This window comes from Pseudoalteromonas sp. J2K-J031, from assembly GCF_058197095.2.
In genome coordinates this window covers 573,172-599,274 of record NZ_CM200280.1, presented here as the reverse complement: position 1 = coordinate 599,274, position 26,103 = coordinate 573,172, and the positions used below count along the sequence as shown (strand labels likewise).

Genomic DNA, 26,103 nt, shown 5'->3' with positions numbered 1-26,103 from the left:
GGCAAAAGCCCGCTTAGCGTTTGCAAGTAAGGTCAAATTAGCGCGCTTTACCAATGCCAAACAACACATCTAAAGTAACAAAGCGATACCCTTCACTTTTATAATGGCTGATGATTTTATCAAGCGCGGCGACGGTATTACTGCGGTTGCCGCCGCCATCGTGCATTAAAATTACCGCTTCGGGATGGCTGTAGTGGCTGGCGGCAAATTCAATGTCTTGCTGATTGACCACCTGTGTGTGCCAATCACGGGTATCAATGGACCAATTAATAGTGCGCATCCCCCGTTTTGTTAAGTAGTCGATTTGATCGCCCCGAATGCGACCATAAGGTGGGCGAAACAGCCTTGGCGCATAACCAATGAGGTTATAAATGATGTCGTTGGTATTGGCGATTTCGTTTTGCCATAACAGGGTGTTGTCGCTAATGGTACTGCTGTCGGTATGGCGGTAGCTGTGGTTGCCGATAAGGTGGCCTTGTTGGTCAATGGCAATTAAATCGGCAGTTCGGTTTTGAATATTTTGCCCAAGTACAAAAAAGGTGGCGTGTATTTGGTGTTTTGCCAGCACTTCTAGCACCTGAGCTGTGTAGGCCGATGGGCCATCGTCAAAACTCAGTGCGACTTCTTTTTTATCGTGTAAACCATGTAGATAATAGCTGCTATGGCTTTGTTGTAGCTGGTGCATTTCGCTCGCGGGGACTTGGTCGTATTCACTGATGTCAGGCGTGCGCAGGCGCACTTCGCTTACTTGGGAAAGCTGTGCAGGTTCTTTTGCTAAAAATGGTAAAAAAGAGCCAAGTGGCAAGGTTGAAATGCTCACCAAGTCACTGCCTGGGTAGTTTTTGATGGTGTGCAACAGTGCGTGTTGCATCAATGCAATGCCTGAGCCTTGGGTGAGCGTTGCATCGCCGATTAACCAGCGCGAGTTTGGATTAAAAGCGGTGCTTGATGGCGCGGTTAGCTCTGCTTTTAAATCGGTAAAATCGTCTTGCGTGGTTGAGAAGCTTTGGTATTGATTATCAAGGTCAAAGTATTGTTCGGCAATTAAATGTGCCAGCGCTTGGCTAATTAGCACATCACTTAATTGCAAAGGCGTATTGGCAGTGTGCTGCTGTTGGCGCTTAGTTAAGATTAATTGGCTTAAAAGTTGTGTTTGACGCTCGCTGTCATTCGCGGCGCTGTTAATCGGTAAATAAAAATACGCATGTTGGGTGGTAATTGTTTGGTTGTTATCACTTAAATGCACGAGCCAAGGGCGTTGATGGACTGCAAAAGGTTCGCTCAGTGTTTTAATATCGGCCATTAACGCCAGCATGAAAGGGTTGTCGGCGGGTGCTAGGCTGTCATCAGAGATATACACGCTGAGCTCGCTGTGCGGCCAAACTGTATAGCTAATGTTATCAACAACTAATGGTGTAGGTTTAGTGATGACTGGCGATGTATTAACCGTTGTTGACTCACTCGATCCCGCCCCCCCGCAACCACCAAGTACTACGGCACTTAGCAACATGAACAAATAAAAGCGAATGGGTTGATGGCATAGCATAATTAATCCTTGGCAGTAGGGTCCATTTGAGTGTGTACCTTACTGGTTATTATGTTGTTTTTCATATGAAAAATATTAATGTGCTAGAAAAGGGGATGTTTTTGATTGCGTGTTTGGATGATTGTTAGTGATGTTTAAATCAGCAGGCAAAGGGGCAATAAACCTCAATACTCGATAATAAAAAAACCGCAGCAAGCTGCGGTTTTGGCTTATAAAAAACCTTAGGGGGATTTTTTAAAACTTGTTATGGCAATGCAGCCCAAGGGCCTTGCGCTGCTGGGTTATCACCTTGTGTCCACCATTTTGCTTGGTAGTGGGTGGTGACGCCATTTACGGTTACGCTGGCTTTATCACCTTTGAGATACACTTTGGTAGCAATCCACGGTGCAATGCCACCGACCGGAGGCATTTCAACTGGCGGTGGGGTGAGGTCTGCATCTACCACGCGAATAGCTGGCCAGCTAGCATGTGAGCCATAAAAATTAGTGACGCATTTTTCGTAATCGCCCGGTACTAGGGCTGAGTATGCGGTTTGAAAGCCCACTAACTCACATTCAAATGAGAAACCGCCTGGGCGATCGGCATAGTATTTCCAATTGCCATCCCAGTTGGTGTAAAGCACATCCGTTGCACCATTTAAATTAAGACTGCCGTAAGGGGTTTGTTGCCAGCAGGTATTTTCTTCGTCGGTTTCAACAGGTACGTTATAAAAGTGCGCCAGTCCTTCCCAGTATCGAATGCGATTAACAGGCTGACCTTTAGTTTTATTTTGTGCGCCGCACTCAATGCCGCCGTTGATCACGTTAATGGTTGTACCAAAGCCATAACCGATGCCGGCATCTTGTTCGCGTTGTGACGGTGTCCAAGTGCGATCGATCACATGAAGCATGGCCGGTTTTGGCGCTTGCGGGGTTAAGAAAAACCAAATGGCAGACGCTAAATTTAACCACGAATCGGCCACTAGGCCTGGGTTGTTGAGTAAAACCGTGGCATCGCCATTAAACATCACTTCTGAAAACATGCCGTAATTAAAATGGTAAGACAGCTGTTTTGCGCCGCGACCAAAATAGCCTTGGCCTGTGGCACATGGCCAACGTTTATTTTGCCAATCGTTTTGCCCACAGCCGGTGGTGTAACCCGGTTGCCCTTCTGACCAACCCATTTCGCGCACATGCACCAGTGCTTGCTGCCATTCTTCTAAGCCATTTGGATTATCGGAAGTATTCGTTTTTGCAATATGACCGCCTGTTTCTTGCGAAAAATGGGCAAATGCGGTGACAATTGATTTTTTACAAATGGCATCGGCGTTGCGGCCATCGGTATAATCGCCACAAAAGGCCGAAAACTTGCCAATTGCTTGTAAAAAGCGCGTATAGGTATATTCGGGTGCCGCCATTTGGGTTAAAAAATCCCACTCAGATTGTGGAAAAACCCGCTCAACTCGCTTTACGTTTTCAGGGTTGCTCGCCAAACCAGGGCGAATGGCTTCAACTATGCTATTGGCGCGAGTTTCAAGGGCTTTGGCCCAAATATCATACATTGGGTTTGGGGTTTTAGCATCTTGGGCGGCATTGATTTGAGCACGTGACACTATGTAACCATTGGGGTTATCAGGGTCGGTTTGGGGCGTCATGGCTAAACAATGGGCCGACACCAATGAGCCGATAACTACGCTAATAAGCTTGGGTTTAAACATGACGTTATTCCTTATAAAACCATTGCAATAAACAAAACACAACCAAGAGAAGTGATTATTTTGTATAACTTGTAAATATGATGTTTATTTTTGACATCGCTGTCAATACCTGTTTTAGGGATTTATGTTTTTTAATATGGGCTAGGGTAGAAAATATGTTGCTGATACTTGATGAAAATTCGCTGTGCTGAGCATGTAAATTGTATTTTATGCTTTTTCGCTGCACTTAATGTGTTTATATTGGTTTTTTGCTGTTTTGGCGAGTTAACTGTGTTTTTTGCAATGAATTGAGCGCGTGTTAATTTTAAGTTTTTTGTATCATTTTTATATCAATAGTGGGGCGAGCATTGATGATAAGCACCTCACCCCTTGTGCGTTCAAGCGTTAATTTAGCGCGACAGCATTGAATAAAGTAACCTGAAATCGATTTATTATTCAGTACCTTGGTTAGCTAGCTGGCTATTTTTTTAAACAGCCATTCGCATGGCCCTAATTTGAAAAAGTGTAGCCACACGACACTAAACATGGTCGCGCCAACGCAATAGATAAGCGCACTTAATAGGGCCGTTTCTATTACCTGACCGCTTAATAAGTTAAAGGCTTCTAGCGTTCCCATGCCAACTATCACATGGGCAATATACAAGGTTAATGACAATTGCCCAGTACGATAAAGCGATTGGCTTAACCTGTGTTTTTGATAATGTTCACCTACCCATAAACATGCCATTAAAATTAAGACTGCAGAGCTTGCAGCTGACACCATGTATTGCGGCAAAGGTGGAATAATACGGCTGGTGAGGAGTTGCTGGGTAACTTCTGGTGATATATGTAAATGCTCAACAGCAAGGTAACGCATTAAAAAAAGGCCCGTTTCAACACTGACAAGTACAATAAAAGCTGTTTTTGCTAGTTGTTTTTGCGTGCTCGGTTGGGTGAGCGGCTGGCGACCTAACCACATGCCAAACAATAAAAAGGCACACCAAGGAAATACCGGATGAAAGCCGTTAAATACCAAATGGCGCAGCATGCCTTGCCATGTCCATAAATCGGTATAGGTAAGGGTGCTCCACTGCCAGCCTTGGTTGTAATCAAGTAATAGCATCAGCGCAATAAAGCCAGTAATAAAACCAATACAAGCAAGTACTAAAGTGCGATTGGAGCTAAAACACAGGGCGGCAGCAATCACAAAATAAACGCCATAAAAATGCAAAATATCGGCAGGCCAAATGGGGGTATAAGCAATGCCAATAATAAACAACAGTGCTGCGCGTTTAAGTAAGCTTTTTTGGGTTAATGTTATTGCTGCTGCAGTGGGTGAACGTCGTGTTTTAGCACTCATTAAACTGATGCCAATGCCTGCGAGGATGACAAATAAAGCCGAGGCTCGCCCTTCAAATAAGCTGGCAAACCCTAACCAAAATGCTGAACCTGTATCTGCCGCCATAGCTATTTTGAAGTTGACAATCACCATGCCAAAAATAGCCAGAGCGCGTGCGATATCAAAGCCAAGAACCCGATTTTTAGTTGACATGCACTGTTCCTTAGTTGGTCAAAAAGCGCAAAAAGAATAGCAGAATCAATAACCACAAAGTGTAATAAAATGTATTGATATTAATGATTTGATCTTAGCTCTTTGTGAAAACGGTAATATTGATGACACTGCTCGATTTGCAGCTGTATGTCATGTTGCAAATGGTAATGTTGATGTGGCGAAAAAATACACGTAAAGGTTATTCGTTCCATGATGCGGTCAAGATGAAACAAGCGCTAATTATACCAATCGTAATAAATAACTGATCACCCTAGCTTGTTAAAACACTCGATAACTTCGTTATATTTTTTGATTGTAGAATAACGACTTATCGAAAAAATATGCCTTGTTCTCAAGCGTTTTTCCTACGCTATTTTTGATCACTTACTTATCGTGATTGGTATTACTGCGTTTTTGACACTAAGTGATTAAAGTCCTCCATGCGCGGCTTGCCAAATAGGGTAATAATACGTGTTTATCGTGTTGCGTAATCTGTTAGGTGGTTAGCTACTAAAAGTTTAAAGCTGTTCATTGGTGAGCGTGGCGATGATGTCGTTTTCGTTACAGCTCACACATTTTATTTCTTTGGCAAAAAAAAGCGTAGTAATGCTGGCAATGCGTTGTAAAGAGACAATATCTTGCTCTTGCCACTCAATTACTTCATCAAGATGCTCACAGCAAATAATACCAACTGGGGCAAAATCATCGTGAAAGATTAAATCGAGTAAGGAGTAAATATTCAGCGGTTCAAAATAGCTAGTTGTAAAGCAGGATGTCACAGGATGGTTACGTGCATCGCTGGCATTAAGTACCCGATCATTCAAAATAAAATTAAAATAAGGTGTGAAATCAGCTTTATACAGTTGTTGGCCAAATTGAAATTTTAAACTGTTGTCTTGGCTCATTAAACAAAAAATTTTATCGAACGAATCATTAAATGACCACAAACTCACTCGACTGGCATTGGGCACAGCGTGTTTAATAGTACGACAAATTGCTTTTAATTTATCACTCATTGATAAATTGGGATTGCTGAGTTTAATTGTTAGAGTAGCAATTGTATCCATATACGCACATTCTCATCGTAAAGCGATTTTATTCTTTAATCTTAGAACACTCTGCACGTTACATATATAAAAATCTACATTTAGTAAGTAATACAAGTATATGGGAACGAACTATCTATTTTAAGGTGACCAGATTATCGGATCGATCGGCCAATAGGCTAGCTGCTTGGGATGCCGATTAATTTACATTGCTTGTTAATATGTCATCGAGCTCATATACAGCTGAAAAGTTAGTTGGATGGGTTGCTAAAAATTCATTCGCAAGCAGTACTTCTTTAGATTGATCGTAATGACGGTAAAACCATCGGGGTATATCGAGCTTGCATCTGATTCATCCAAGGGAAAGACTTTTTACACTGCCTACACCACGATGCCGAAAAATCGAGATAAATCGCTTTTTCCCCTGATGCATTTTTCACAGTGTATTTAGTTGTGTTGAAGTGTCATTAGAGTGGGCCAAGCTCGTGCCTGTAAATACTCGGTTCAATAAAAAACAGGATGTAGCGATTATTTTTTAACATAATGAACTTAATGAGTGCCGATAATAAAACGTTAACAATGTTTTATTAAGAAAGTGTTAAGAACTAAAAATGTTATCTAAAACAAACACAACAGCGAGTTTATCGTTCAAATATAAAGTAGTTATAGCAGGAATAAAAAGTAAAAAGTGATTTTTTAATAGCCATTTTTAAAGATATTATTCTTTTTTAGAATAAAAAATAGACACTCGATTCTGATCTGAATAAAAAAACAGGCGTATCTATTAATGATTTTTTTACATACTTAATGGATAGGCAAACAATGAAAAAGATAGCTAAGAATATCGGCCTGATCGCTTTAGCGACCGCGTTAGTTGCATGTAATGATGACGATAACAAAAAGGTCGAAGTAGAAACAGCTCCTCCTGCACCACCCGTTGCTAAAACATACTTACGCGTACTGCATGCATCAGCAGATGCACCACTAGTTAATGTAAAAGTAAACAATAGCATTGTGGTTGAAGGTGCCGACTATGCTGTAGGTTCAACATTTTTTGAGCTTGATGCCAAAAGCTACAACATAGCCGTCGACGCAGTTTTGCCTTCTGAAAGCGCAACTGTGATTGGGCCTGTTGATTTAGATTTAATGGGTAATAAACAATATTCAGTGGTGGCATTAGGAAGCGTGGCCCAAGCAACCCTTGAGCCTTTAGTGATCAGTCGAAGCGTGGCTGAACTTGCCAGCGGTAACGTACGCTTGCAAGTGCTTCATGGTGCGCCCGATGTACCACAAGTCGATGTTTACGTGACCCCACCAGATGTTGCCTTAAGTAATGAAAGCCCTTTACTGAGTAATGTTGCTTATAAAACTTACAGCGATGCACTTGATGTACCTGTTGGTGATTACCAAGTGCGTATTACCTTAACGGGTCAAAAAGACGTAGTGTATGATTCTGGCACATTAGCGCTAGGTGAAGGCACCGATTTATTAGTGGTTGCAGTACCAAATACCAAAACGGGGACATCGCCGGTGATGTTACTTGCTCAGGGCACTGAATCGACGGGGGTTATTTTGGATAAAAACGCCTCAAGTCATGTTCGAGCCATTCATGCGGTGGCCGATGCGCCAGCTGTTAACTTGGTGGTTGACGATACCATTACAGCGCTAAGTGATGTGCCATTTAAATCGGTAAGTGACTATCTTCCTCTTGCTTCAACCAGCCATAATTTTAAAGTTGAACCCAGTGCTGCGGTTGGTACTTATGTGGTAGATGCGGATGTGACATTAGAAAAAGGCATGCATTATTCGGTACTTGTTGCAGGGCAACTTGCCGACAATAGCCAAGCGGCTTGGCCGGTAGTTGATATGCCAAGACGCGTTGCAACTGAAGCTAAAGTGCGTATTTTTCATGCTGCGCCTAATGCACCGAAGGTCGATTTGTATGTCACAGCCGATAGTGATATCAGCGATGATACCGCAGCATTTAGCAATGTGCCTTTTAAAGCTGAAACGGGCTATGTCAGCTTAACGCCTGGTACTTATTACGTAACGGCTACGGTTGCAGGTACCAAAGACGCTGCAATTGGCCCACTGATGCTGACATTTGAAGGCGGTAAAATTTACAGTGCCGCAGCGGTTGAGTCAGTCGGTGGTGGCTTACCATTGAGTTTGATAACGATGGATGATTTTTAAGTTTTAACACCTTTTTAAAGGCAGGTGGTGCAGCGGAGTCTGATCACTTGCTTTTATTTATCCGCGTTATTCTGTAGCATCGTGGCACTTTGAATAAACTGAGTGATCACCTTGGCCCAGCTGTATTTTTATTATTCTGCAATGAACGCAGGTAAGTCGACGACATTATTACAATCCTCTTTTAACTATCAAGAGCGAGGTATGAATCCACTCATTTATACCGCCGCCATTGATACGCGTTATGGTCAAGGTCTGGTTAGTTCACGCATTGGTTTAAGTGCCAAAGCGCAATTATTTGCACCTCAAACAGATATGTATGCAGCAATAGATGCTTTGCACAGGGCTAAAAAAATTGACTGTGTGTTGATTGATGAAAGCCAATTTTTAACCAAAGCCCAAGTCAATGAACTAACTGATGTAGTTGATAAGCTGGATATTCCCGTTTTATGTTATGGTCTTAGAACCGATTTTAGGGGCGAGCTTTTTATCGGCGCACAATATTTACTTGCGTGGGCCGATAAGCTGATTGAGCTTAAAACAGTGTGCCATTGTGGTCGTAAAGCCAACATGGTGCTGCGTACTGATGAGCAAGGTATTGCTATTGCAGATGGCGAGCAAGTCGAAATAGGTGGCAATGAGCGGTATGTATCGGTTTGCCGTTTGCATTATAAATACGCATTGGAACATGCAACGCCAGTTAAAGGTTAAATTAAGGGCAAAATTCTGCGCATTTAAGTTATAAATCTTAACTGTTAAATTCATCTAGCCGCAATGAGTTGGCGACTCAATACCTGCTTGGCAGAGGCCGCTTTTGCTAGCCTGCTGATGCCTAGCTTACATGCTATTTGCTATTGTAATTCAATGTCTTAATAAAATACTGTGGCTCAACTTATTGGCATATTGTTGATTGCACTTTTTGATAAATATTCCATACTTTTGGCTGAACCGTAAAAAAGGATGCAATATGGGGTGGTTTTTAAAAGGTTGCTTGAGCTTGTGTTTAACAATGAGCTCGCTGTGTATGGCACAAACCACACTGGCTCTTTCTGTTGCGCCTGAAATAAAACAAATCTTTCCTTTTTTAGAAAGCAATGTCAGCCAAGCGTTTAAGGAGCTTGGCATTACAATCACGTATGTCGAAGTGCCAACAGGACGTGGAACGCGTGAAGCAAATGCTAATCGGGTGGATGGTGATTTAATACGCACCGGAGAGTATAGCAATTACGTGCCTGATTTTATTGCTGTAGCAGAGCCACTTGGTACTGTAAAAATGCGCGCATATGCGCTTAAATCAAAAAAGATCGATACTTATGAAGCGCTTATAAACTCGACTGTTGCGACGGTACGAGGGGCTAAATTGGTTGATGATCTTCGAAATATATACCCGTTTAAAAAGGTAGAGTTACTCAGTTGGGAGCATTGTTTTATTCTGGTTTCGAAAGATAAAGTAGATGTCGCGTTATCAACCCCTCAATATGCTGCGCTGTTAATGGAAAAACATAATATTACCAATGTCGAAGAAAAACCGCTGGAACTAGGCGATGTAAAGTTTTACCTTTGGTTAAATAAAGAACACCATCTGATCGCTGAACAACTCACTGATATTTTTATAAAAATGAAAGCTGATGGCCAATTAGGGTTGTTTTAAGCTGTGTTAAACAATATTTATCGATTCGTGTTTATTGGTTTTTGCTTTGGTTGTTTTAACGCGGTATGCGCCAGTGGATTAGCGCCTAATTTAACCGCTTTTGAGATTGAAAAACAAAAGCTTATCGCACAGTTAACATACAACAGTGACGTGCCTGTTGGGCGCAGTTACCATACCCGAATTAATGACGTCGGCACTAAATTTTATTATGCCCTTGATATACCGCCAAATTACTCAGATAAGCATATTTACCCAGTCCATATTTTTTTGCATGGTTTAGTCAGCCGAGATAAAGGGCGGCAAAAACAAGCCCTTGACCCTTATTTAGCGGCACTTGCTTTACCACACAGTATTAATGTTTTTCCGATGGGCTGGAAAAAAGCGATGTGGTGGACAACGGCGCAAGTTGATAATATTCATCAGATTATTGAGGACTTAAAAGCGAGATATCCTATTGATACCAATCGGGTATTTTTACATGGTGTATCTGATGGTGGTCACGGTGTTTATTATTTCGCTGCACACAATCCAACCCAATTTGCGGGATTTATTCCAATCATAGCTTCTCCTTTTGTGCTTTCGCCACAAAACGGCGCCGAGCACAGCTCATTTTTAAGTAATCTGGTTAATAAACCTTGGCTTATTATTAATGCATCGCGCGACCAACTGTACCCGAGCAAAAATATTGAGCCATTCGTGTCGCATTTACGTAAAGCCGGTGCATCGGTTGAATTTATTTCTGTCGAAGGGGCAACACATACTGTGACTTGGTATGAACAATACCGAGATAAAGTGATTGATTTTGTTAAAAATGAAAAACGAAACCCGTATCCAGAGCGGTTTTATTGGGAGGTGGATGCACAATTGAGCTATCCCCGTTTTCATTGGCTAATTATTGATGAAGTGCAGCCAACTGATGATGCAAAATTCATCTCGTTAGTTCAACAAGGTAATCGGATTGTTATGACGACTGAGCATATAAGTCAATTGACCTTATTGCTTTCGCCTGAGCAATTCGATTTTAGCCAAGCGATCAGGATTGAAAATAACAATAAGGTCATTTTTCAAGGTAAAGTACAGTTCGATAACGCGATTTTAACCAAGTGGTATCAGGTTGATCGTGATATTGCGCAGTTATATGGCGCAGAGCTCAAGCTGCATGTGCAATAATTTAAGCTGGTGTTATTTTTCGTACAATTCTAAGGGTAAACCATCGGGATCGGCAAAAAAAGTAAAACGTTTCGCGGTATATTCATCGATACGAATGGGTTCAACTTCAACTTGATGACGTGTTAAATGCGCCACAACTTCGTCAATATCATCCACTAAAAACGCCAAGTGCCGTAAGCCACAGGCTTCGGGGTAACTTGGCCGCTTTGGCGGATTGGCAAATGAAAAAAGCTCAATTTGACCGCCATTGGGGAGCGCTAAATCTAATTTATACGATTGCCTATTGCTGCGAAAATGCTCTGCGATAACGTTTAATTGTAAAACTTCGCAATAAAAATGTTTTGATGTCGCATAATCGCTGCAAATAATTGCAGCATGGTGAATCGCTTGTAACATGGTTTAAGCGAGCTCTGCCAGTATGGTGCTTCGCTCTTCGCGATTAAAATAACTCCAAGCAATAAAGCGGCTTACTTTTTGCCCTTGTGCCATTTCAACTATTTTCACCTCTGCAACAGGGTAGCGTGTTAAATGTTTTTGCAAAGGGGCTAGGTGCTCTTTTTTCGACACGAGAGAGCTAAACCAAACAACTTGGTCTTGGTAATCGGCACTTTCAGAGATCATGGTTTTGATAAAGGCTAATTCGCCCCCTTCGCACCATAATTCGGCATTCTGGCCACCAAAATTGAGGTTGTTTTTAGCTGTGTGCCCGAGGTTTTGCCATTTTCGCTGTGTACCCTGTAAGGCTTGCTCGGGTGATGAGTGAAACGGCGGATTACAAAGCGTTAGACAAAATAAATCTTTATCGTTTATTACCGAGTGAAAGATATTATCTGCATTTTTTTGCGCCCGTAACTTAATGGGTAATTTATTAAACTGGCTAATTTGTTTGGCAACTTTGAGTGAGACGGGGTCGATATCCGAACCGACAAATTGCCAACCATATTCACTTTGGCCTGTGAGGGGGTAAACCAAGTTTGCCCCAGTGCCAATATCAAGTACCGATACTTTTTTGCCCGTTGGAATGGTGGCGTTATTATCTTGTGCTAATAAATCAGCTAAATAATGAAGGTAATCAACACGCCCTGGGATTGGTGGGCATAAATAGGTATCAGGAATATCCCAAAATTCAACGTTATAATGATGCATCAACAACGCTTTATTAAGCATTTTTACCGCCTGCGGATCGCTAAAATCAATGGTGTCTTGCTGATGTGGATTTTTGCTCATAAAGCCATGTAATTGTGGCAATGTTTGTACAAGGACCGAAAAATCATAACCATTATTGTGTTGATTGCGCGGGTGTAAGTTGGTTTTTAAAGGTTGAGATTTAGACATAATAAACTGTATAGCAAACAAGTTGGCCAATTATACACGCAAGGTTGGGTTATTTCGATAAAAGTAGCTAAACAATATGCCAGCTCAAAAAAGGCACTTCAATCTGGCTAAAAACAGATGCCGTAGCATTAAGCAATTCACTTTAATGTTGGTAAACGTGTTTATTTTTAACTATTTGGCTTGAGTCACTATTAAATGAATTAATTTGAGCAGAGCAATAAAATAGTTAGCATTTTTAGTTTTGACTGGTACGATGTGTTTAAAAAATAAAGATAATCAGCATGGAAAACGTTCAACAACAATCACTTTTTATCGACTTAGCCGATGGGCAACAACTTCATCTTCGATATATTTATCAACCTAATACGCGTGGGCCTGCGGTCTTTTTTATGCATGGGGCGGTCGAAAATGGCAAGATTTTTTACACACATTCAAATAAAGGGCTCGCTCCTTTTTTAGCTTCTCATGGCTACCAATGTTATGTTGCCGATTTGCGTGGGCGAGGTGAAAGCCGCCCTGCGATTGGCAAAGGCGCGAGTTACGGCCAAACTGAGGCCATCTTAGAAGATATTCCTGCTTTTTTAGCGAAAATTGAGCAACACAGTGGGCAACCTGCCGAATATTGGGTGGCACATTCGTGGGGAGGTGTGCTGATGAACAGTTATTTTGCCCGTGATCCTGCAATGATCAACAAGGTAAAAGCGTGTGCCTATTTTGGCTCAAAACGTTCGTTGTATAACAAACATCCCAGTAAGTTAGTGCAAGCTAATCTTTTGTGGTACGGCTTAGCGCCTTGGATTGCCAAGCGAAATGGCTATTTACCGGCCAAACGTTTGCGATGGGGCTCGGATAATGAAAGTATTAAATCACATTGGCAAAGTATGCAGTGGGCGAAAGTATCACCTTGGATTGATAGTGATGATCAATTTGACTATGCCCAAACGCTCAGTGACATTGCCTTACCACCTATTTTGCATATTGGTGCTGTAAAAGATAAAGCATTGGCTCAAGCGATTGACATTGAAAAATTTATGCAAGAGTCTGGTTTAGGGATCCAGCAGTTAAATATGTATGGTAAACGCCATGGTCATCAACATGATTATGATCACATCAATATGTTGACGCACCCAAAAGCATTGCACGATCAATTTTCAGATTTATTAGCATGGTTTGCACGCTACGCTTAAATTTTTGAAAATTTTACAAGTTTTGGTAGATAAGGCATCAGTGCCTGTGCGCGATTAATTGATTTGTTATGAAGTTGTTCTCGAATTTGCACGGCACTTAAGGTGTGAACGGTGAGCTTGTGCTGGTAAAACGCTAAACAATTTTCTTCAAACTCTAAATCTAATTTTTGTAATAGGGTACTTAGTTCGAGCTTAGGATGTGTCACAAGTGCTTCGTAATGCACTTGCTCAATATGCTGCCCATACAGTTGAGAAAAATGTCTCATGGTGCGCTGATAAAACCCAATATACAGTGCTAATTCATCCAAATCACAAAAGTAAGGCTCAGTCTGAGCAAAATTATTTTGGTAAATCGACAATGCGATATCGCTGTTATTTCGAGTTAAATCGATGATTAGTGCTGTTGGAAACATGAGCTCAATTGCCGCAATTGATTGAAAATTAGCGGGCAGTTTATCTATTACATAGCGTTTATTATGACTAAAACGCTGCATCTGAGTCAGGTAATAAGCTGCGCCTTGTTCAATCAGTTCAGGTGATAAAGATGCTAAACATTCAGGATAGGGTTTGGCGGTAAGCTGACATAACTTTGTAACGGTATCGGGCAAAAAAGGTTGCTCACCAGCATTAGCAATTTGACTATGACTTGCAAGCATTTGGGCTAATAAACTTGAACCTGTGCGTGGTAATCCGACGATAAAAATCGGTTTTAGCGTATCTTGAGAGTCGTTTCTTGGTGCTATTGATGCGGGTTTTAGCTCTGATAAAGTATTAAAAAAAGGTGCTAAGTCTTGGGTTTTAAAGTCACACGCTTGATATTGTAACTGATTTGCGTGTTCTAAATGCGCCGCAAATTCTGCCATGTTACCCAGATTAAAATAACACTGCGCCAAGGTGTAACTGAGTACATAAACGTGCTCTGGCTTTTGTAGTTTAACGTGCAACGAATGTGCAAAGCTAAGGTAATCTGCTGATTTTTCAGGTTGTATTTTAACTAAATCAAATAAGCTATATACGATCAGCCCGACGTTGCCTTGGCTTAATAGTTGCTCAAAAATAGGGGTTGCTTGGGTTATTTCACCTGTTGCAAGGTAGTGGCGTGCTAATTGATAACGTATTTCGGCTGCGTGGTTAAAACGCTTAAGCGCGTAAACAAGCACGGTGTGATGATCAACATCCGAACCAACAGCGCTAAAAGCATGTGCAAGGTCTAGCAATGGTTGCAATTGAGTTGGGCTTAGCTGACATACTTTTTGCAGCAGTGAAATTGCACAGTCGTACTGATGCTGTGCTAAGGCGATGCTTGCCAAGCCATACAAGGCGCCAGAATGAGTAGGTTGTTGCTGTAATACTTGCTGGTATAAGGTGCTTGCTGCTTGAAATTGCTGTTGCTGCAGATAGTGATAAGCACGTTTTATCAGTAAATCTGACATAAATTAGCTTCATTATTTAGTTGAACGAAAAGGCGTGATTATGCAATAAAAAAGAGCCCAACAGGGCTCTTTTTAACGATAACTTAGTTTAGAAGTTATACGTTGCTTTTAAGTAGTAGAAACCACCGTTGAAGCCGTATGGTGAAGTCTCGTAGTATTTGCCACCCCAATTATTGTTTGGAATGCCACCAGATTGCGCAGTGAAGTTCAGTTTTTCAGCTTCTTGGTCGAAGATGTTCTGAGCACCCAGCGACAAGGTGATTGATTCTGTTACAAAGTAGCTCACCTCAGCATCTACTGTTACCGTTGTATCGGCGGTAATAGCGGTTGCATCATAATCTACGTGCACACCTTGATATTCACCGTAATAGTTTACACGGGTAAACATAGAGAATATTTCCCAATCTTGTGACCATGTAAAGGTTGCACGGTGTTTTGGTAAATCATTTTCTAAACGGTTTACTTTAAAATCACCTGTGATATCAGACCATTTAGTAACGGTTGTTTCATTCCAGTTGTATGCCAAGCTGAATGTTGAACTACCATCAAATAAGTCAGCAGTGAAGTTTGCAACAATATCAACACCTTCAGTTGTGGTATCAAAGTCATTGGTAAAGAAGCTTACTTGTGCAAGGCCGTCTACGTTTGGAACACCCGCGGCTTTTAGCGTTGCTTTATCAGCAGCTGATAATTCAATTTTATCCGATTGGCTGATGCGATCATCCACTTCAATGTGGTAGTAATCTGCTGTAAAGAAGAAGTTATCAAAGCTATAAACTGCACCAAAGGTGTAGCTGCTTGATTCTTCAGGTTGTAACTCTTTACCGCCTAATTGCACTGAAATTGGGTTCGTTGGTGGCAATAATGCCGAATCTACTAACACACCGCTGCTTAAGTTAGTTTGTACGTTACTAACATTCGCTTGACCTACCGTTGGTGCACGGAAACCGGTGCTGACAGAACTACGAAGTGATAAGTCGTCAGTTGCATTGTACTGCGCTGTAACTTTGTAATTAGTTGTTGAGCCAAAGGTATCGTAGTCTTCAAAACGAAGTGCAAAACCCATTAAGAAATCTTCAGTGAATGGCGCTTCTACATCAACATAAGCGGCATAGTTACGACGAGTATATTCACCTGCTGCTGATGGTTGGAAACCTGGAAAACCATTGGAACCAATACCAAAGCCTTGATCAGTTAACGGGCCCACTTTAAATGATGGTTCGTCGCCTGCAATCACTTCAAATGTTTCTTCATGCCACTCAATACCACCGGCAACGTTAACATCGCTGTAGTAACCCGCATCAAAGCCTTTAGATAAATCAACGTTGAAGTTTTTCTCAAGTTGAATGTATTTACCAGGGCTAAAATCACGTGGTGTATCGGCACCTAAAGATGCATTTAACGTATTGTAAATAAAGAAGCGAGATTCACTGCGGCCTACGTTACCGCTGATGTCGTAATAAGCACCATTTAACAGGCCAGATTTAACTTCACCCTTAGTACCAATGGTGAGTGATGTATCGGTAATGTTGCCACCAAAATTTGGAGTAAAACCACCTGGGATCATTTCGTTAAACGCAAAACAATTCGGGTTGTTTTGTACACCATTAATATAGTCTTGCTGTGTACGTACATCGGCATTAACGATCGGAATAATTGGACAATCTATACCATCACCAAGGCCTAAGCCGTCATTGACTTGGCCAACAGGACCTGGGGTTAAGTCACCAACGAGTAATGTAGAACCACCATCATTTGAGTAAACACCTGGGCGAGTGTGTGGGTTACGGTAGTAGAAACCACCACGTACGTCACGCTCAGAGTAGTTACCAAACATATAAAATTCAGAGTTTGCTGTTAAATCTAAACCAACATTACCAAATAAGCTGATGTCATCTTTGACTTCAGGTGAACCCCATATTTGTGCTGGGTTACCTACACCAGGAACGCCAGCATCAATAAATGCTTTTGCATCCGGGCGTTGTGTGCTGCGGCTAGTCGCATCTGCATTTTTATATTGGAAGCTTAAGTTAACAAAGCCATCGTCAGTAAATGGCATACCAATGTTACCAGCCACTTCTGTTGATGCGCCATCACCTTCATAATATTCGCCGTGACGAACAACCATAGAGCCGCCTTCAGAGGCGTCTTTTAAAACAAAGTTCATTACCCCTGCAATCGCATCAGAACCGTATTGCGCTGCAGCACCATCACGAAGTACTTCAACTTGTTTCATTGCAATACTTGGAATAACAGAAATATCAGGACCTTGCGCACCATCATTGATACCGCCGCCTAAAAACGCAATAACAGAGGCGCGGTGACGACGTTTACCGTTTAATAAGATAAGGGTGCTGTCAGAAGGTAAACCACGTAAGTTAGCCGGACGAACTAAAGAAGCGGCGTCACTAATCGGGTTAGTATGTACGTTAAGAGAAGGCACTGAGCCTTTTAAAATTTCAAGCATGTCAGTATTACCTGACTTACCTAATTCTTCGCCACCGATAATATCAATCGGTACTGGTGATTCACCAATCGAACGTGGTGCAGCACGAGAACCAACTACGGCGATTTTTTCTACGTTTTTGTCTACAGCGGTTTTTTCTGCTTCTTCAGCAAATACGCCTTGTGAAAGTAAAAGACCAGCAGTTGCTGTTGATGTTAGAGCTAGTTTCACTGCTCTATGTAGCGCGTTATATTTTTTCATTCCAATCCCCAATCAGAATTATTATAAGATCCTTTTTACATGGTAAGTAAGAAAAAAGGATTAGCCGTTATATTTGGCTTAACCTAGTTTATACATACAGTTAACATTGGTTGCAATATGTAAATATTAAATATGTTGACTTGTTATATAAATGTTCCGAATTAGTATAGGAGATATTTTGAACTTTTTTGAAAAACGCTAACCTTTTATTTATTAAATTTTTATTTTGTTTCTAAGGGGTTGAGACCAAGTTATGTTGGATTGATGTTTTTAGAGCGCGGTAAAATAAAGCAAGCTGACTTTATTCAGTTTTATTTGAATTTAAGTTACTGTTTTTAAAGTCTTTAAGTGCCTTTTTGTATTCATCCCATACACAAGGGCAGCAACTTCCACCACCACAGCAGTCGCCGGGTTTAGGTTTTTCAGGGACAGTTAAAATAGGAATTGTAGAGTTCATAGCGCAGGATAAAAATAATAAAGGTGACATAGTGTCTTACAAAATGAGGGTGACGCCTATTAAAAATAACCTTCTTAGACATTAGTCGCTATTTGATGATATTTACACAATATTACTATTTAGTCTTAGTGCTTTATTTGACTCTATGTGACAATAACGTATGAGAATTATCTTTTTGCTCCATCGCGCCCCAGTAAGGGTGACAAAAATTACGATCGTACGAAGTAAATTAAAGCTGCGTCGTAGTATGCTGGAATTAAAGCAGGCTTTATCGCAAGAAAAAGCTGAAACAAAACAAATGTTATCCATCTATAAAAAATACAGCAAACGTCAAGCAACCGCTGAAGAGCTTAAATTTGCTAATAGCCAACTGTGTGATTTGTTAAAAGGTTTAGGCCTAAGTGTCTTTGCGGTGTTGCCTTTTGCGCCCATCACTATTCCGATTTTAATCAAACTAGGTAAGTTAGTAGGCGTTGATGTATTACCCAGTTCATTTAATAAGCCTTTACCTAAAGCTGAACAGCCTCCTTTGAATAATGATTTAAATTAACCTTACTTTGGTATTAAATTTATTAGAATTATGACGCGTCAAACCACCTTCTTATTATTAAAAACCTCATACTTCAAATTAATGGCTACAATAGCCATTTAACCTGAGCTCTGGATAATAAATTTATCTCCAGCGGCTACTTTCAACGCTAACGGCGTTGAATTTACTTACAATAGGCCAGCTATTGACGCGTAAATTCGCCTTGTTATCCTTAAAGGTTTTCGGCTACAGACTTGAAAAAACATTTACCAATTCAATATCAATACGTTAGTAAATCTCTTAACCAAAGCTCAGGTTATTTAAATTCAATGTGTTGCTAAAGTTATTATCTAGAGTTGATATAAGTTCGTTTTTATTACCCGCCAATGTTAAGTCGAATAATCGTTCAGTTTTGTTGCAAGATACGCATTTAATTTATCAGCTATACCTTTGTGCGGATGAAATTGGTATGCTCAAACGAGTTGAGTAACAATTTGAGTTAAATATGAAACAAGCATTAATTTTTGGCCAAACAGGCACACCCCTTGAAATATTAGCGTGCGCACAGTATCAAGATTGGCGTGCAAAACAATCGAGCTACGTACAAAACTGGTTAAGTGCAACGGGTTTTAGTGGTGAAGGGGTTGTTTTGGTACCGCAAACAACGGGGCAATTAGAACGCGTTGTGTTTTTTGTTAAAGATCTTAATTCTTATTGGCTCTGTGGTGATTTAGTAAGCCAGCTTCCTGTTGGTCAATACTTGCTCACCAATACCGATGCTGCTCTTCGTAAGCAAATTGCCTTCAGTTGGGCGCTGGGTCATTACAGCTTTGATAATTATAAAACTGTGGTCAAAGACAAAGCACAATTGGTGATCAATAACCAAGATGAATTGCAGCACTACTTACATTTAGTTAAAGGTACAGCCTTAGTGCGTGATTTAGTCAATACCCCAGCCGCAGATATGATGCCGCAGCATTTAGCTGAGGTGATGCAAGACTTAGCGCAGCAATTTAATGGGCAGTTTAGCGAAATAGTTGGCGATGAATTGTTAGAGCAAAATTATCCAACCATTCACATGGTTGGTCGCGCCAGCGAAAATAAACCACGTCTAATAGAACTCAATTGGGGTTTAGAGTCGGCTCCTAAGTTAACCCTTGTTGGTAAAGGCGTGTGTTTTGACTCAGGTGGCTTAGATTTAAAACCAGGCGCAGGAATGCGCTACATGAAAAAAGACATGGGCGGCGCGGCGCATGTTATTGGGCTTGCCTATTTAGTGATGGCGTTTAAATTACCCGTGCGTTTAAGAGTGTTAGTACCGGCGGTTGAAAATGCGGTATCAAGTAATGCATTTCGCCCAGGCGATGTGGTGCAAACTCGTAAAGGGTTAACCGTTGAAATTGATAATACTGATGCCGAAGGGCGTTTAGTGTTATGCGATGCACTGGCCGAAGCGCAAAGCCAAAATCCTGATTTAATTGTTGATTTTGCAACGTTAACCGGTGCTTGTCGTATAGCACTTGGCACTGAGTTGCCTGGCTTTTTTACTGATCATTATGACATTGCAGCAGGGCTCATTGCAGCCGGATTAAAAGTCGATGATGCGGTATGGCATTTGCCGTTGCACAAACCATATAAAGATTTAATCAAAAGTGATATTGCAGATTTATCTAACTGTGCCCCAAGCCCATTTGGAGGCGCGATTACCGCAGCGCTTTATTTACAAGCTTTTGTTGAGCCAAGCACGCCTTGGGTTCATTTTGATATTATGGCCTGGAATAACCGTAAACTACCGGGTCGTCCAATTGGGGGTGAAGCATTTGGTGTGCGCGCGGCATTTGAGTTTTTAGCAGCGCGTTACCAATAACTTTTTAGCTTGGGCCATTTTATAGAAGGATTTTAATATGCTATTGGTTACAACCGATACGGTAGCAGGCAAAGAAATAACGACACCGTTAGGTGTGGTTACTGGTAATGTGGTGCAATCTAAACATATTGGTCGCGATATTATGGCGGGGCTTAAAAGTATTGTTGGCGGCGAGATTCGCGGTTATACCGAAATGCTTACCGAAGCGCGAACCATTGCAACTGAGCGCATGATAGCGCAAGCCAATATGCTCGATGCCGATGCTATTGTGGGCGTGCGTTATACCACCAGTGCCATTGTTGATGGTGCTTCGGAGTTATTGGTATTTGGTACTGCGGTCCGTTTTAGCCGTTAATTATTGAGGCGCTTGATTATTTGAATCAACGTTATTAAAAAAGCCCGTAGTGTTTAAATAACATTGCGGGCTTTTTTTTTGCTTTATTAAATCAATTAAACGCGTTTTTTAATTCTTCGAATTCCAATCAACATGGCTAATAGCGAAAATATTGATAACGCACCGCCCGATGAACTTTTCTTGGGTTCTTCAGGAATAACCACAGGTGGCGGCGGCGGTGGTGTGACAACCTCAGCCCCTACAACTTTTAAGGTAACGCTATCGCGAGTACTAGCCCCGCGCTCATCCGTGACGGTAAGCTCAATAACGCAATCACCGGTTTCACTGCCCGTTTTAATATTTAAAACATGATCAACCACAGGTGTTAAGGCCACGGCCGGACCTGAGAGTTGCTTCCAGCTATACGTCAGTAAATCGTTTTCGGCATCGCTTACCGCTGCGCCCGTATAATCAAAACTGATATTGGTCGATTCTTCAAAATCTGGGCCTGCATCGACATTCGGCGCTTGGTTATTCTCATCATCTAAAATAGTGACTTGATAGGTGGTTTGTTCAATTAAGCTTGCATCAGTGTCATGGCTAAGTTGAATTTCTACCACTTCATTTTGTTCAGACTCGGTATCATCAATGATGTTAAAGCGAATGGTTTTATTACTAATATCGCCATCGGCCCATGTCAGTGTGCCTTGTGTTGTTTCAATATCTTGCACCGATGCAGACTTCGGTACAACGTTATAGTTGATAGTGAGGGCTCCTTCGCTGCCACCTGTTCGGATCACGGTGGCGGTGTAATTACCTTGGTTTTCTGCAATGGTGTTTTTACTTGAGCTGAAACTTACTTTGCCTGAGTTGAGTTTACCCGCAAGGTTAATACGCAAATAATGATGTTCGCCAAGGGTAACGCCATTTTTAGGGTCAAATAAGCGGACAAAAAACGATTGTTTTAGCGCATCTGGGGTTGCTGCCTTAATCGCAATATCAAACGTTTTGTCAGCAATGTCATTGCCATCCCATTCAAGTACACCTTTAACACCTTGATAATGCACGTTGTGCTGCGCACTGCCTGGAATGGTTTCGTACCCTACCTTTGTGGCTGTACCATCGGTTTTATTACGTTTTACAGTGATGCTCAAGCTGGTATCGCGCTCACTTGAAATAGCAGCACTTTGGAACGAGAGGCTGCCTTTTACAACATCTCGGGTGTGTTCTTTTAAGACATATAAACCGCTGTTGATGTCGCTTAAAAGAATTAAGCCCGAAGGTAAATAAGGGTAAACGCCCCATGCGCCATGATAAGCGTTGTTATCGGAACTTGGAAAGGAGTCGAAAAAACCAACTTCTTGAGGGCTGGTGGGGTCGGTGATATCTAAAATAGTCAAACCGCGCTCGTAGTTCGACATGTAATAACGATTGCCGCGCACAAACCCATTATGATCAATAGCTTTTGTCGGCCCTTGCCACATACCCGCCAAAGTTGGGGTATTTAAATCTTCAATATTTAATACCCGCACTGTGGTATTGAGGCCGCCGTAGTTTTCGTCCCACTCATCATGCACAAATACATATTGTTTATCGTCACTGAACCAACCTGAATGGACATATTGATATTCTTTCGCAACATCATCATAACCAATGCTGCTAAGCTCTTGCGTTTTTTGTGGATTAGTTACATCCCAAAAACGCACTTCATTTTCGTTAAAATCGACCATTAAGGTACAACCAAACTCAGTACCGTTGATGCAATCACGCTGGTTACGTTCATCATCAATTTGGATTGAGGTGGCATCGTGGGTGTAATTACTGCGAGATGACACAGCAGGCGTGTAAACACGGCTAATGTTTTTAGCATCGCTGAGTAAATAACTAATAAAGGCACCGCCAAAGCTGTTTGCGCCGACAATTTGCACCGCAGGTTCAGCATTGGTGAGCTTGCTGTTTAAGGTGTAATCGACATTGCTGATATAAATATTATGAGATGACCCCACAGAACTATCTCGTTTGGCAAGGGTAACTGATTGCGGTAAGTTATTTAAATCGATGATTTGAATGCCATCGCTGCCCTCAGAAGTAACATACGCATAAGCCCGATAGCTGGCAAAGTCGGCATCAAAATATTGATATACTTTAATATCGCGCCAGCTGGTTCTGGAACCGCTAATGTGGCCCACTTCAACAGGCGCGGCAGGGTTGGCTAAGCTAAATACTTTGGTGCCATTGCTATAACCCATAATGGCGTATTCAATGCCCGAATTTAAATCTACGTGCCCCCACACATCAGAGCCCGAAACACCGGTCGCCATTGGCGTATGCGATACTAGATCAACCTTATTACAGGCAAAATTACCTGCTTTGCCATTGGTACAGCTTAAATTTTGTTGCGCTTGGCTCAGCATCTCAAAATTAGCCAAGCGTTTGCTTAAATCGGCCGAAATATCAGCGCCCTTGGTATCTGCAATCACTTTAAAGCCAGCGTCACTTAAGGTTTCACGCAGTACTTCGGGTACGCCCGAGAGCACTGTTTGGTTAACATCAGGGCTTTGCACTTGGAAATGGTCAAATTTATTAAAGCCGCCTTTCACGGGGACCAGCTGGCTTTGTAAATAAAACAAATCTGATTCGTTACTCATGGCATAGTGGCCGCTGGCAACCAGCACTTTGTCGCCTTTATTGGCTTGTTGCACCGCATAATGAATGCTTTGGCAAGGGCGCACTGGGTTGTCGCATTTACCTGCATCTTTACCGCTTTGGGCGACGTAGCGGGCTTTATCATGTTCGGCATGTGCCAAAACAAATTGGCTTGAGCACAGTAAACTGAGGCCAAGCGGGATTAAAAAAGAGTGCTGGTTCATTGCGCGATCCTGTGGTTATAATCTGTTTTTGTTACTATTTCATTAACAAAATAACGGTTTATGAGTTGAGGTACAAGTGTATTTTTATAAACGATTAATCGGCGTTTTTGTCTGTTTATTATTAGTGGCGTGTCAGCCAAGCACTCCTATCACGTTTAAATTTATTCCTGTTTATAACGGCGCGCCAATTGACTGTGAGCAAACATGGTCTCATCAAAATGAAGCTGGTTTTGAAATCAGTACATTACAGTTTTTTGTTGCGAACTTAACACTTAGCAATAATACACAGCACCAAGCACTTACTTTGCACACCAGCGTTAATAGTAATCCTAACATTGGTTTAGTGGGTGGGCAGTGCCAGCAAAGCGAATATTGGCAGCTTAGTGCGTTATCAGCGCCCGATTTTGAAGAGGGAACATTAAGCTTTGATTTAGGAGTCCCGTTTGAGCTTAATCATAATAATCCTCTCAATGCTCCCGCGCCTTTAGATCAAGCCGATATGTTTTGGAGTTGGCAAATGGGCCATAAATTTTTACGGTTAGATATAGCGAATCAATCTGCTGCCCGTTCGTTTTCCTATCATTTAGGCTCGACCGGTTGTGATGCAGTATCAAGCTTACGCGCGCCAAAAACGCCCTGCCAGCATCCAAATTTAGTTACCATTACACTCAAAGACTTTAACGTAAATCAGCCAATTTACCTTGATTTAGCGGTATTGCTCAAAGGCGTGGCGCTTAATCAAGATAGCCGTTGTATGAGCGAGCAAAACAACCCCGTTTGCTTAAGTTTATTTGGCCAATTACAGCGCAATGAGGTCTTTTATCAGTGAATCGACACCTCTTTTTAAGCTTGGTTTTTCTAAGTATGCTTGGCTGCGAACAAAAAGTACCTGCACCAGACTATCAATGGGCTATCCCAGAGGGATTTCCAAAACCCCAAGTGCCAATTGATAACCCAATGAGCGACGAAAAAGTCGCCTTGGGGCGGTTTTTGTTTTACGACACCAATTTGTCGGCAAATCAAACACAAAGTTGTGCCTCGTGCCATCAGCAAACTTATGCATTTGCAGAGCCTTTAAAGGTATCTGTAGGTTCAACTGGAGAACCTCATCGTCGTAATGCGCAAGCCTTGGTCAATATTGCTTACAATAAAACCCTTACTTGGGCACATCCGAGTTTAGATTCAATCGAGCGACAAATGTTGCTGCCACTGTTTGGCGAAGCGCCTGTTGAAATGGGTATTACAGGCCATGAACAAAAAGTATTAGCACGTTTTAGCACAGCCCATTATCAAGGGTTATTTGTGGCCGCATTTGGCTCAACCGAAGTGACGTTTAATAAGATTAATCAAGCGATTGCCAGTTTTGTGCGCAGTTTAGTATCTTTTAGCAGCCCGTTTGATCACTACGCTTATGGCCTTGATGATAATGCCCTTAACGAAAGCCAACTGCGAGGCATGAACTTGTTTTTTTCAGAGCGCTTAGAGTGCCATCATTGTCATGGCGGCTTTAACTTTACTCAGTCGACCAGCCATGAAAAGCAGCTGCTTGACCGTCGCCCTTTTCATAATACCGGGTTGTATAATCAGGAAAACTCGTATCCAAATAAAGACATCGGCTTGGCGGAAATCACTTTAGAGCCGCGCGATAACGGTGCTTTTCGCGCGCCAACGCTGCGCAATATCGCCAAAAGTGCGCCTTATATGCACGATGGCAGTGTCGGCACATTAGCTGATGTGATTGATATTTACGCCGCAGGGGGGCGCAATGTGACTCAAGGTGACTATAGCGGCGATGGCCGCCAAAACAGCCACAAAAGCCCTTTTGTGAAAGGGTTTGAATTAAGCGAAAGCGAAAAAACCGATTTACTGGCTTTTTTAAACTCGCTTACCGATAACGCGTTTTTAACCAATGCCGCGTTTGGTAATCCGTTTGTATCTTCCCAAAACCAGCAAGCATTAAAATAGTGATTGTGATTATAAAGCGCTTGTTTTACAAAGCGCCTGGTGGTGTCCAGAGCATTTCATATTCATGTTCGGTTTCACCCACTTGTTTAAATCCTAAACGCAAATATAAGTGCTGCGCAGGATTTGATTTAAATACCGTTAAATAGACATCAGCGTGATCGTGCGCAGCTTGCTCAAGCAATTGGCTAACAAGGGTGTAGCCGATTTTACGGTTTTGAAAATCAGGGTGTACTTGAATTTGCACTAAAAACCATTGGTTTTTATCGGCTAAAAAGCAGGTTTTGAATAACCCCGCGGCTTGGTTATCGACCATGATGATTTGTGCGCAATCAAAACGGTAATTTACTCGCTCAAGGTAGTCTTCTTTACTGGTTGGAAGGCCCATCGCAGCAATATGCGGCCCCATAGTTTGAGCGCGAAGCTCAAGTAAAAAGGCAGAATCAGCGGGGGTGGCTGGTCTAAGTGCGATGTTCATGCTTACCTCTGTTTGGATGAATGACGGTATTTTTTATTATGTGGTGGCGATATTGATTAATAAACCAAGACGTTGTCATTGACATTATTCAGACACTTTCATGACTAAACGGCT

At 41.8% G+C, this 26,103-nt stretch carries 21 protein-coding genes; 10 read left to right on the top strand and 11 right to left on the bottom strand.

What is annotated here, in order from left to right; all coding sequences use genetic code 11:
- Positions 1-37 precede the first annotated feature (37 nt).
- From AC3KZC_RS19910 to AC3KZC_RS19895, 4 genes are all read right to left on the bottom strand, one after another.
- Complete coding sequence (locus tag AC3KZC_RS19910; protein WP_490579399.1) at positions 38-1,546, bottom strand: polysaccharide deacetylase family protein; 1,509 nt, start codon at positions 1,544-1,546, stop codon at positions 38-40.
- 244 nt (positions 1,547-1,790) lie between these two features.
- Positions 1,791-3,242, bottom strand: a complete 1,452-nt coding sequence (locus AC3KZC_RS19905; protein WP_490579398.1) for a chitinase — start codon at positions 3,240-3,242, stop codon at positions 1,791-1,793.
- Positions 3,243-3,693: 451 nt separating this feature from the next.
- Positions 3,694-4,773, bottom strand: a complete 1,080-nt coding sequence (locus AC3KZC_RS19900) for a DUF418 domain-containing protein (protein WP_490579397.1) — start codon at positions 4,771-4,773, stop codon at positions 3,694-3,696.
- Positions 4,774-5,291: 518 nt separating this feature from the next.
- On the bottom strand, positions 5,292-5,840 hold the full coding sequence (locus tag AC3KZC_RS19895; RefSeq protein WP_490579396.1) for a GAF domain-containing protein: 549 nt from the start codon (positions 5,838-5,840) through the stop codon (positions 5,292-5,294).
- An 801-nt stretch (positions 5,841-6,641) separates the two neighbouring features.
- Here AC3KZC_RS19895 and AC3KZC_RS19890 point away from each other — a divergent pair.
- From AC3KZC_RS19890 to AC3KZC_RS19875, 4 genes are all read left to right on the top strand, one after another.
- Positions 6,642-8,012, top strand: a complete 1,371-nt coding sequence (locus tag AC3KZC_RS19890) for a DUF4397 domain-containing protein (protein WP_490579395.1) — start codon at positions 6,642-6,644, stop codon at positions 8,010-8,012.
- A gap of 111 nt (positions 8,013-8,123) precedes the next feature.
- Positions 8,124-8,720, top strand: a complete 597-nt coding sequence (locus tag AC3KZC_RS19885) for a thymidine kinase (protein WP_490579394.1) — start codon at positions 8,124-8,126, stop codon at positions 8,718-8,720.
- A 256-nt stretch (positions 8,721-8,976) separates the two neighbouring features.
- Positions 8,977-9,660, top strand: coding sequence for a substrate-binding periplasmic protein (locus tag AC3KZC_RS19880; protein ID WP_490579393.1), 684 nt, complete (start codon positions 8,977-8,979; stop codon positions 9,658-9,660).
- Positions 9,661-9,663: 3 nt separating this feature from the next.
- Positions 9,664-10,830, top strand: a complete 1,167-nt coding sequence (locus AC3KZC_RS19875; protein WP_490579392.1) for a carboxylesterase family protein — start codon at positions 9,664-9,666, stop codon at positions 10,828-10,830.
- 12 nt (positions 10,831-10,842) lie between these two features.
- Here the strand turns inward: AC3KZC_RS19875 and gloA2 are convergent, their stop codons facing one another.
- A complete protein-coding gene (gene gloA2 / locus AC3KZC_RS19870) occupies positions 10,843-11,226 on the bottom strand; it encodes an SMU1112c/YaeR family gloxylase I-like metalloprotein (RefSeq protein WP_490579391.1) in 384 nt (127 codons plus the stop codon).
- Between the two features lie 3 nt (positions 11,227-11,229).
- Positions 11,230-12,165, bottom strand: a complete 936-nt coding sequence (rlmF, locus tag AC3KZC_RS19865) for a 23S rRNA (adenine(1618)-N(6))-methyltransferase RlmF (protein WP_490579390.1) — start codon at positions 12,163-12,165, stop codon at positions 11,230-11,232.
- A gap of 281 nt (positions 12,166-12,446) precedes the next feature.
- Here rlmF and AC3KZC_RS19860 point away from each other — a divergent pair, with 281 nt between their 5' ends.
- Positions 12,447-13,352 (top strand): alpha/beta fold hydrolase, encoded by a 906-nt coding sequence (locus AC3KZC_RS19860; RefSeq protein WP_490579389.1) that lies wholly within the window; start codon positions 12,447-12,449, stop codon positions 13,350-13,352.
- On the opposite strand, the gene AC3KZC_RS19855 is transcribed toward AC3KZC_RS19860, so the two are convergent.
- The 3 genes from AC3KZC_RS19855 to AC3KZC_RS19845 all read right to left on the bottom strand — a co-directional run bounded on the left by AC3KZC_RS19855 (position 13,349) and on the right by AC3KZC_RS19845 (position 17,949).
- The gene (locus AC3KZC_RS19855; protein ID WP_490579388.1) at positions 13,349-14,785 is read right to left on the bottom strand and encodes a tetratricopeptide repeat-containing sulfotransferase family protein; all 1,437 of its coding nucleotides are present in this window, start codon (positions 14,783-14,785) and stop codon (positions 13,349-13,351) included. The two genes, AC3KZC_RS19860 and AC3KZC_RS19855, sit on opposite strands and share 4 nt — an antisense overlap.
- A gap of 88 nt (positions 14,786-14,873) precedes the next feature.
- Entirely contained in the window at positions 14,874-17,492 is a 2,619-nt protein-coding gene (locus tag AC3KZC_RS19850) for a TonB-dependent receptor plug domain-containing protein (protein WP_490579387.1), read from the bottom strand.
- A gap of 301 nt (positions 17,493-17,793) precedes the next feature.
- The gene (locus AC3KZC_RS19845; RefSeq protein WP_490579405.1) at positions 17,794-17,949 is read right to left on the bottom strand and encodes an oxidoreductase-like domain-containing protein; all 156 of its coding nucleotides are present in this window, start codon (positions 17,947-17,949) and stop codon (positions 17,794-17,796) included.
- A 160-nt stretch (positions 17,950-18,109) separates the two neighbouring features.
- On the opposite strand from AC3KZC_RS19845, the gene AC3KZC_RS19840 reads away from it, so the two are divergent.
- The 3 genes from AC3KZC_RS19840 (at position 18,110) to AC3KZC_RS19830 (ending at position 20,700) form a co-directional block, all read left to right on the top strand.
- Positions 18,110-18,499 carry a hypothetical protein gene (locus AC3KZC_RS19840; RefSeq protein ID WP_490579386.1) on the top strand — a complete coding sequence of 130 codons (390 nt, stop codon included), beginning with the start codon at positions 18,110-18,112 and terminating at the stop codon, positions 18,497-18,499.
- 484 nt (positions 18,500-18,983) lie between these two features.
- Positions 18,984-20,345, top strand: a complete 1,362-nt coding sequence (locus AC3KZC_RS19835) for a leucyl aminopeptidase family protein (RefSeq protein ID WP_490579385.1) — start codon at positions 18,984-18,986, stop codon at positions 20,343-20,345.
- A 37-nt stretch (positions 20,346-20,382) separates the two neighbouring features.
- Complete coding sequence (locus AC3KZC_RS19830) at positions 20,383-20,700, top strand: heavy metal-binding domain-containing protein (protein WP_490579384.1); 318 nt, start codon at positions 20,383-20,385, stop codon at positions 20,698-20,700.
- Positions 20,701-20,795: 95 nt separating this feature from the next.
- Here AC3KZC_RS19830 and AC3KZC_RS19825 read toward each other — a convergent pair whose 3' ends face one another.
- A complete protein-coding gene (locus tag AC3KZC_RS19825; protein ID WP_490579383.1) occupies positions 20,796-23,549 on the bottom strand; it encodes a choice-of-anchor B family protein in 2,754 nt (917 codons plus the stop codon).
- Between the two features lie 76 nt (positions 23,550-23,625).
- Here AC3KZC_RS19825 and AC3KZC_RS19820 point away from each other — a divergent pair, with 76 nt between their 5' ends.
- Positions 23,626-24,378, top strand: a complete 753-nt coding sequence (locus AC3KZC_RS19820) for an MbnP family copper-binding protein (protein WP_490579382.1) — start codon at positions 23,626-23,628, stop codon at positions 24,376-24,378.
- The gene (locus AC3KZC_RS19815; RefSeq protein ID WP_490579381.1) at positions 24,375-25,514 is read left to right on the top strand and encodes an MbnH family di-heme enzyme; all 1,140 of its coding nucleotides are present in this window, start codon (positions 24,375-24,377) and stop codon (positions 25,512-25,514) included. Before AC3KZC_RS19820 ends, AC3KZC_RS19815 begins: the two co-directional genes overlap by 4 nt.
- A 25-nt stretch (positions 25,515-25,539) precedes the next feature.
- Here the strand turns inward: AC3KZC_RS19815 and AC3KZC_RS19810 are convergent, their stop codons facing one another.
- The gene (locus tag AC3KZC_RS19810; protein ID WP_490579380.1) at positions 25,540-25,989 is read right to left on the bottom strand and encodes a GNAT family N-acetyltransferase; all 450 of its coding nucleotides are present in this window, start codon (positions 25,987-25,989) and stop codon (positions 25,540-25,542) included.
- Between the last annotated feature and the right edge of the window lie 114 nt (positions 25,990-26,103).

Bases quoted from the DNA above. Each gene is read 5' to 3' on its own strand.
- AC3KZC_RS19910 (WP_490579399.1), bottom strand. From the start codon at position 1,546: ATGCTATGCCATCAACCCATTCGCTTTTATTTGTTCATGTTGCTAAGT.
- AC3KZC_RS19905 (WP_490579398.1), bottom strand. From the start codon at position 3,242: ATGTTTAAACCCAAGCTTATTAGCGTAGTTATCGGCTCATTGGTGTCG.
- AC3KZC_RS19900 (WP_490579397.1), bottom strand. From the start codon at position 4,773: ATGTCAACTAAAAATCGGGTTCTTGGCTTTGATATCGCACGCGCTCTG.
- AC3KZC_RS19895 (WP_490579396.1), bottom strand. From the start codon at position 5,840: ATGGATACAATTGCTACTCTAACAATTAAACTCAGCAATCCCAATTTA.
- AC3KZC_RS19890 (WP_490579395.1), top strand. From the start codon at position 6,642: ATGAAAAAGATAGCTAAGAATATCGGCCTGATCGCTTTAGCGACCGCG.
- AC3KZC_RS19880 (WP_490579393.1), top strand. From the start codon at position 8,977: ATGGGGTGGTTTTTAAAAGGTTGCTTGAGCTTGTGTTTAACAATGAGC.
- gloA2 (WP_490579391.1), bottom strand. From the start codon at position 11,226: ATGTTACAAGCGATTCACCATGCTGCAATTATTTGCAGCGATTATGCG.
- rlmF (WP_490579390.1), bottom strand. From the start codon at position 12,165: ATGTCTAAATCTCAACCTTTAAAAACCAACTTACACCCGCGCAATCAA.
- AC3KZC_RS19860 (WP_490579389.1), top strand. From the start codon at position 12,447: ATGGAAAACGTTCAACAACAATCACTTTTTATCGACTTAGCCGATGGG.
- AC3KZC_RS19855 (WP_490579388.1), bottom strand. From the start codon at position 14,785: ATGTCAGATTTACTGATAAAACGTGCTTATCACTATCTGCAGCAACAG.
- AC3KZC_RS19850 (WP_490579387.1), bottom strand. From the start codon at position 17,492: ATGAAAAAATATAACGCGCTACATAGAGCAGTGAAACTAGCTCTAACA.
- AC3KZC_RS19845 (WP_490579405.1), bottom strand. From the start codon at position 17,949: ATGAACTCTACAATTCCTATTTTAACTGTCCCTGAAAAACCTAAACCC.
- AC3KZC_RS19840 (WP_490579386.1), top strand. From the start codon at position 18,110: ATGAGAATTATCTTTTTGCTCCATCGCGCCCCAGTAAGGGTGACAAAA.
- AC3KZC_RS19835 (WP_490579385.1), top strand. From the start codon at position 18,984: ATGAAACAAGCATTAATTTTTGGCCAAACAGGCACACCCCTTGAAATA.
- AC3KZC_RS19830 (WP_490579384.1), top strand. From the start codon at position 20,383: ATGCTATTGGTTACAACCGATACGGTAGCAGGCAAAGAAATAACGACA.
- AC3KZC_RS19825 (WP_490579383.1), bottom strand. From the start codon at position 23,549: ATGAACCAGCACTCTTTTTTAATCCCGCTTGGCCTCAGTTTACTGTGC.
- AC3KZC_RS19810 (WP_490579380.1), bottom strand. From the start codon at position 25,989: ATGAACATCGCACTTAGACCAGCCACCCCCGCTGATTCTGCCTTTTTA.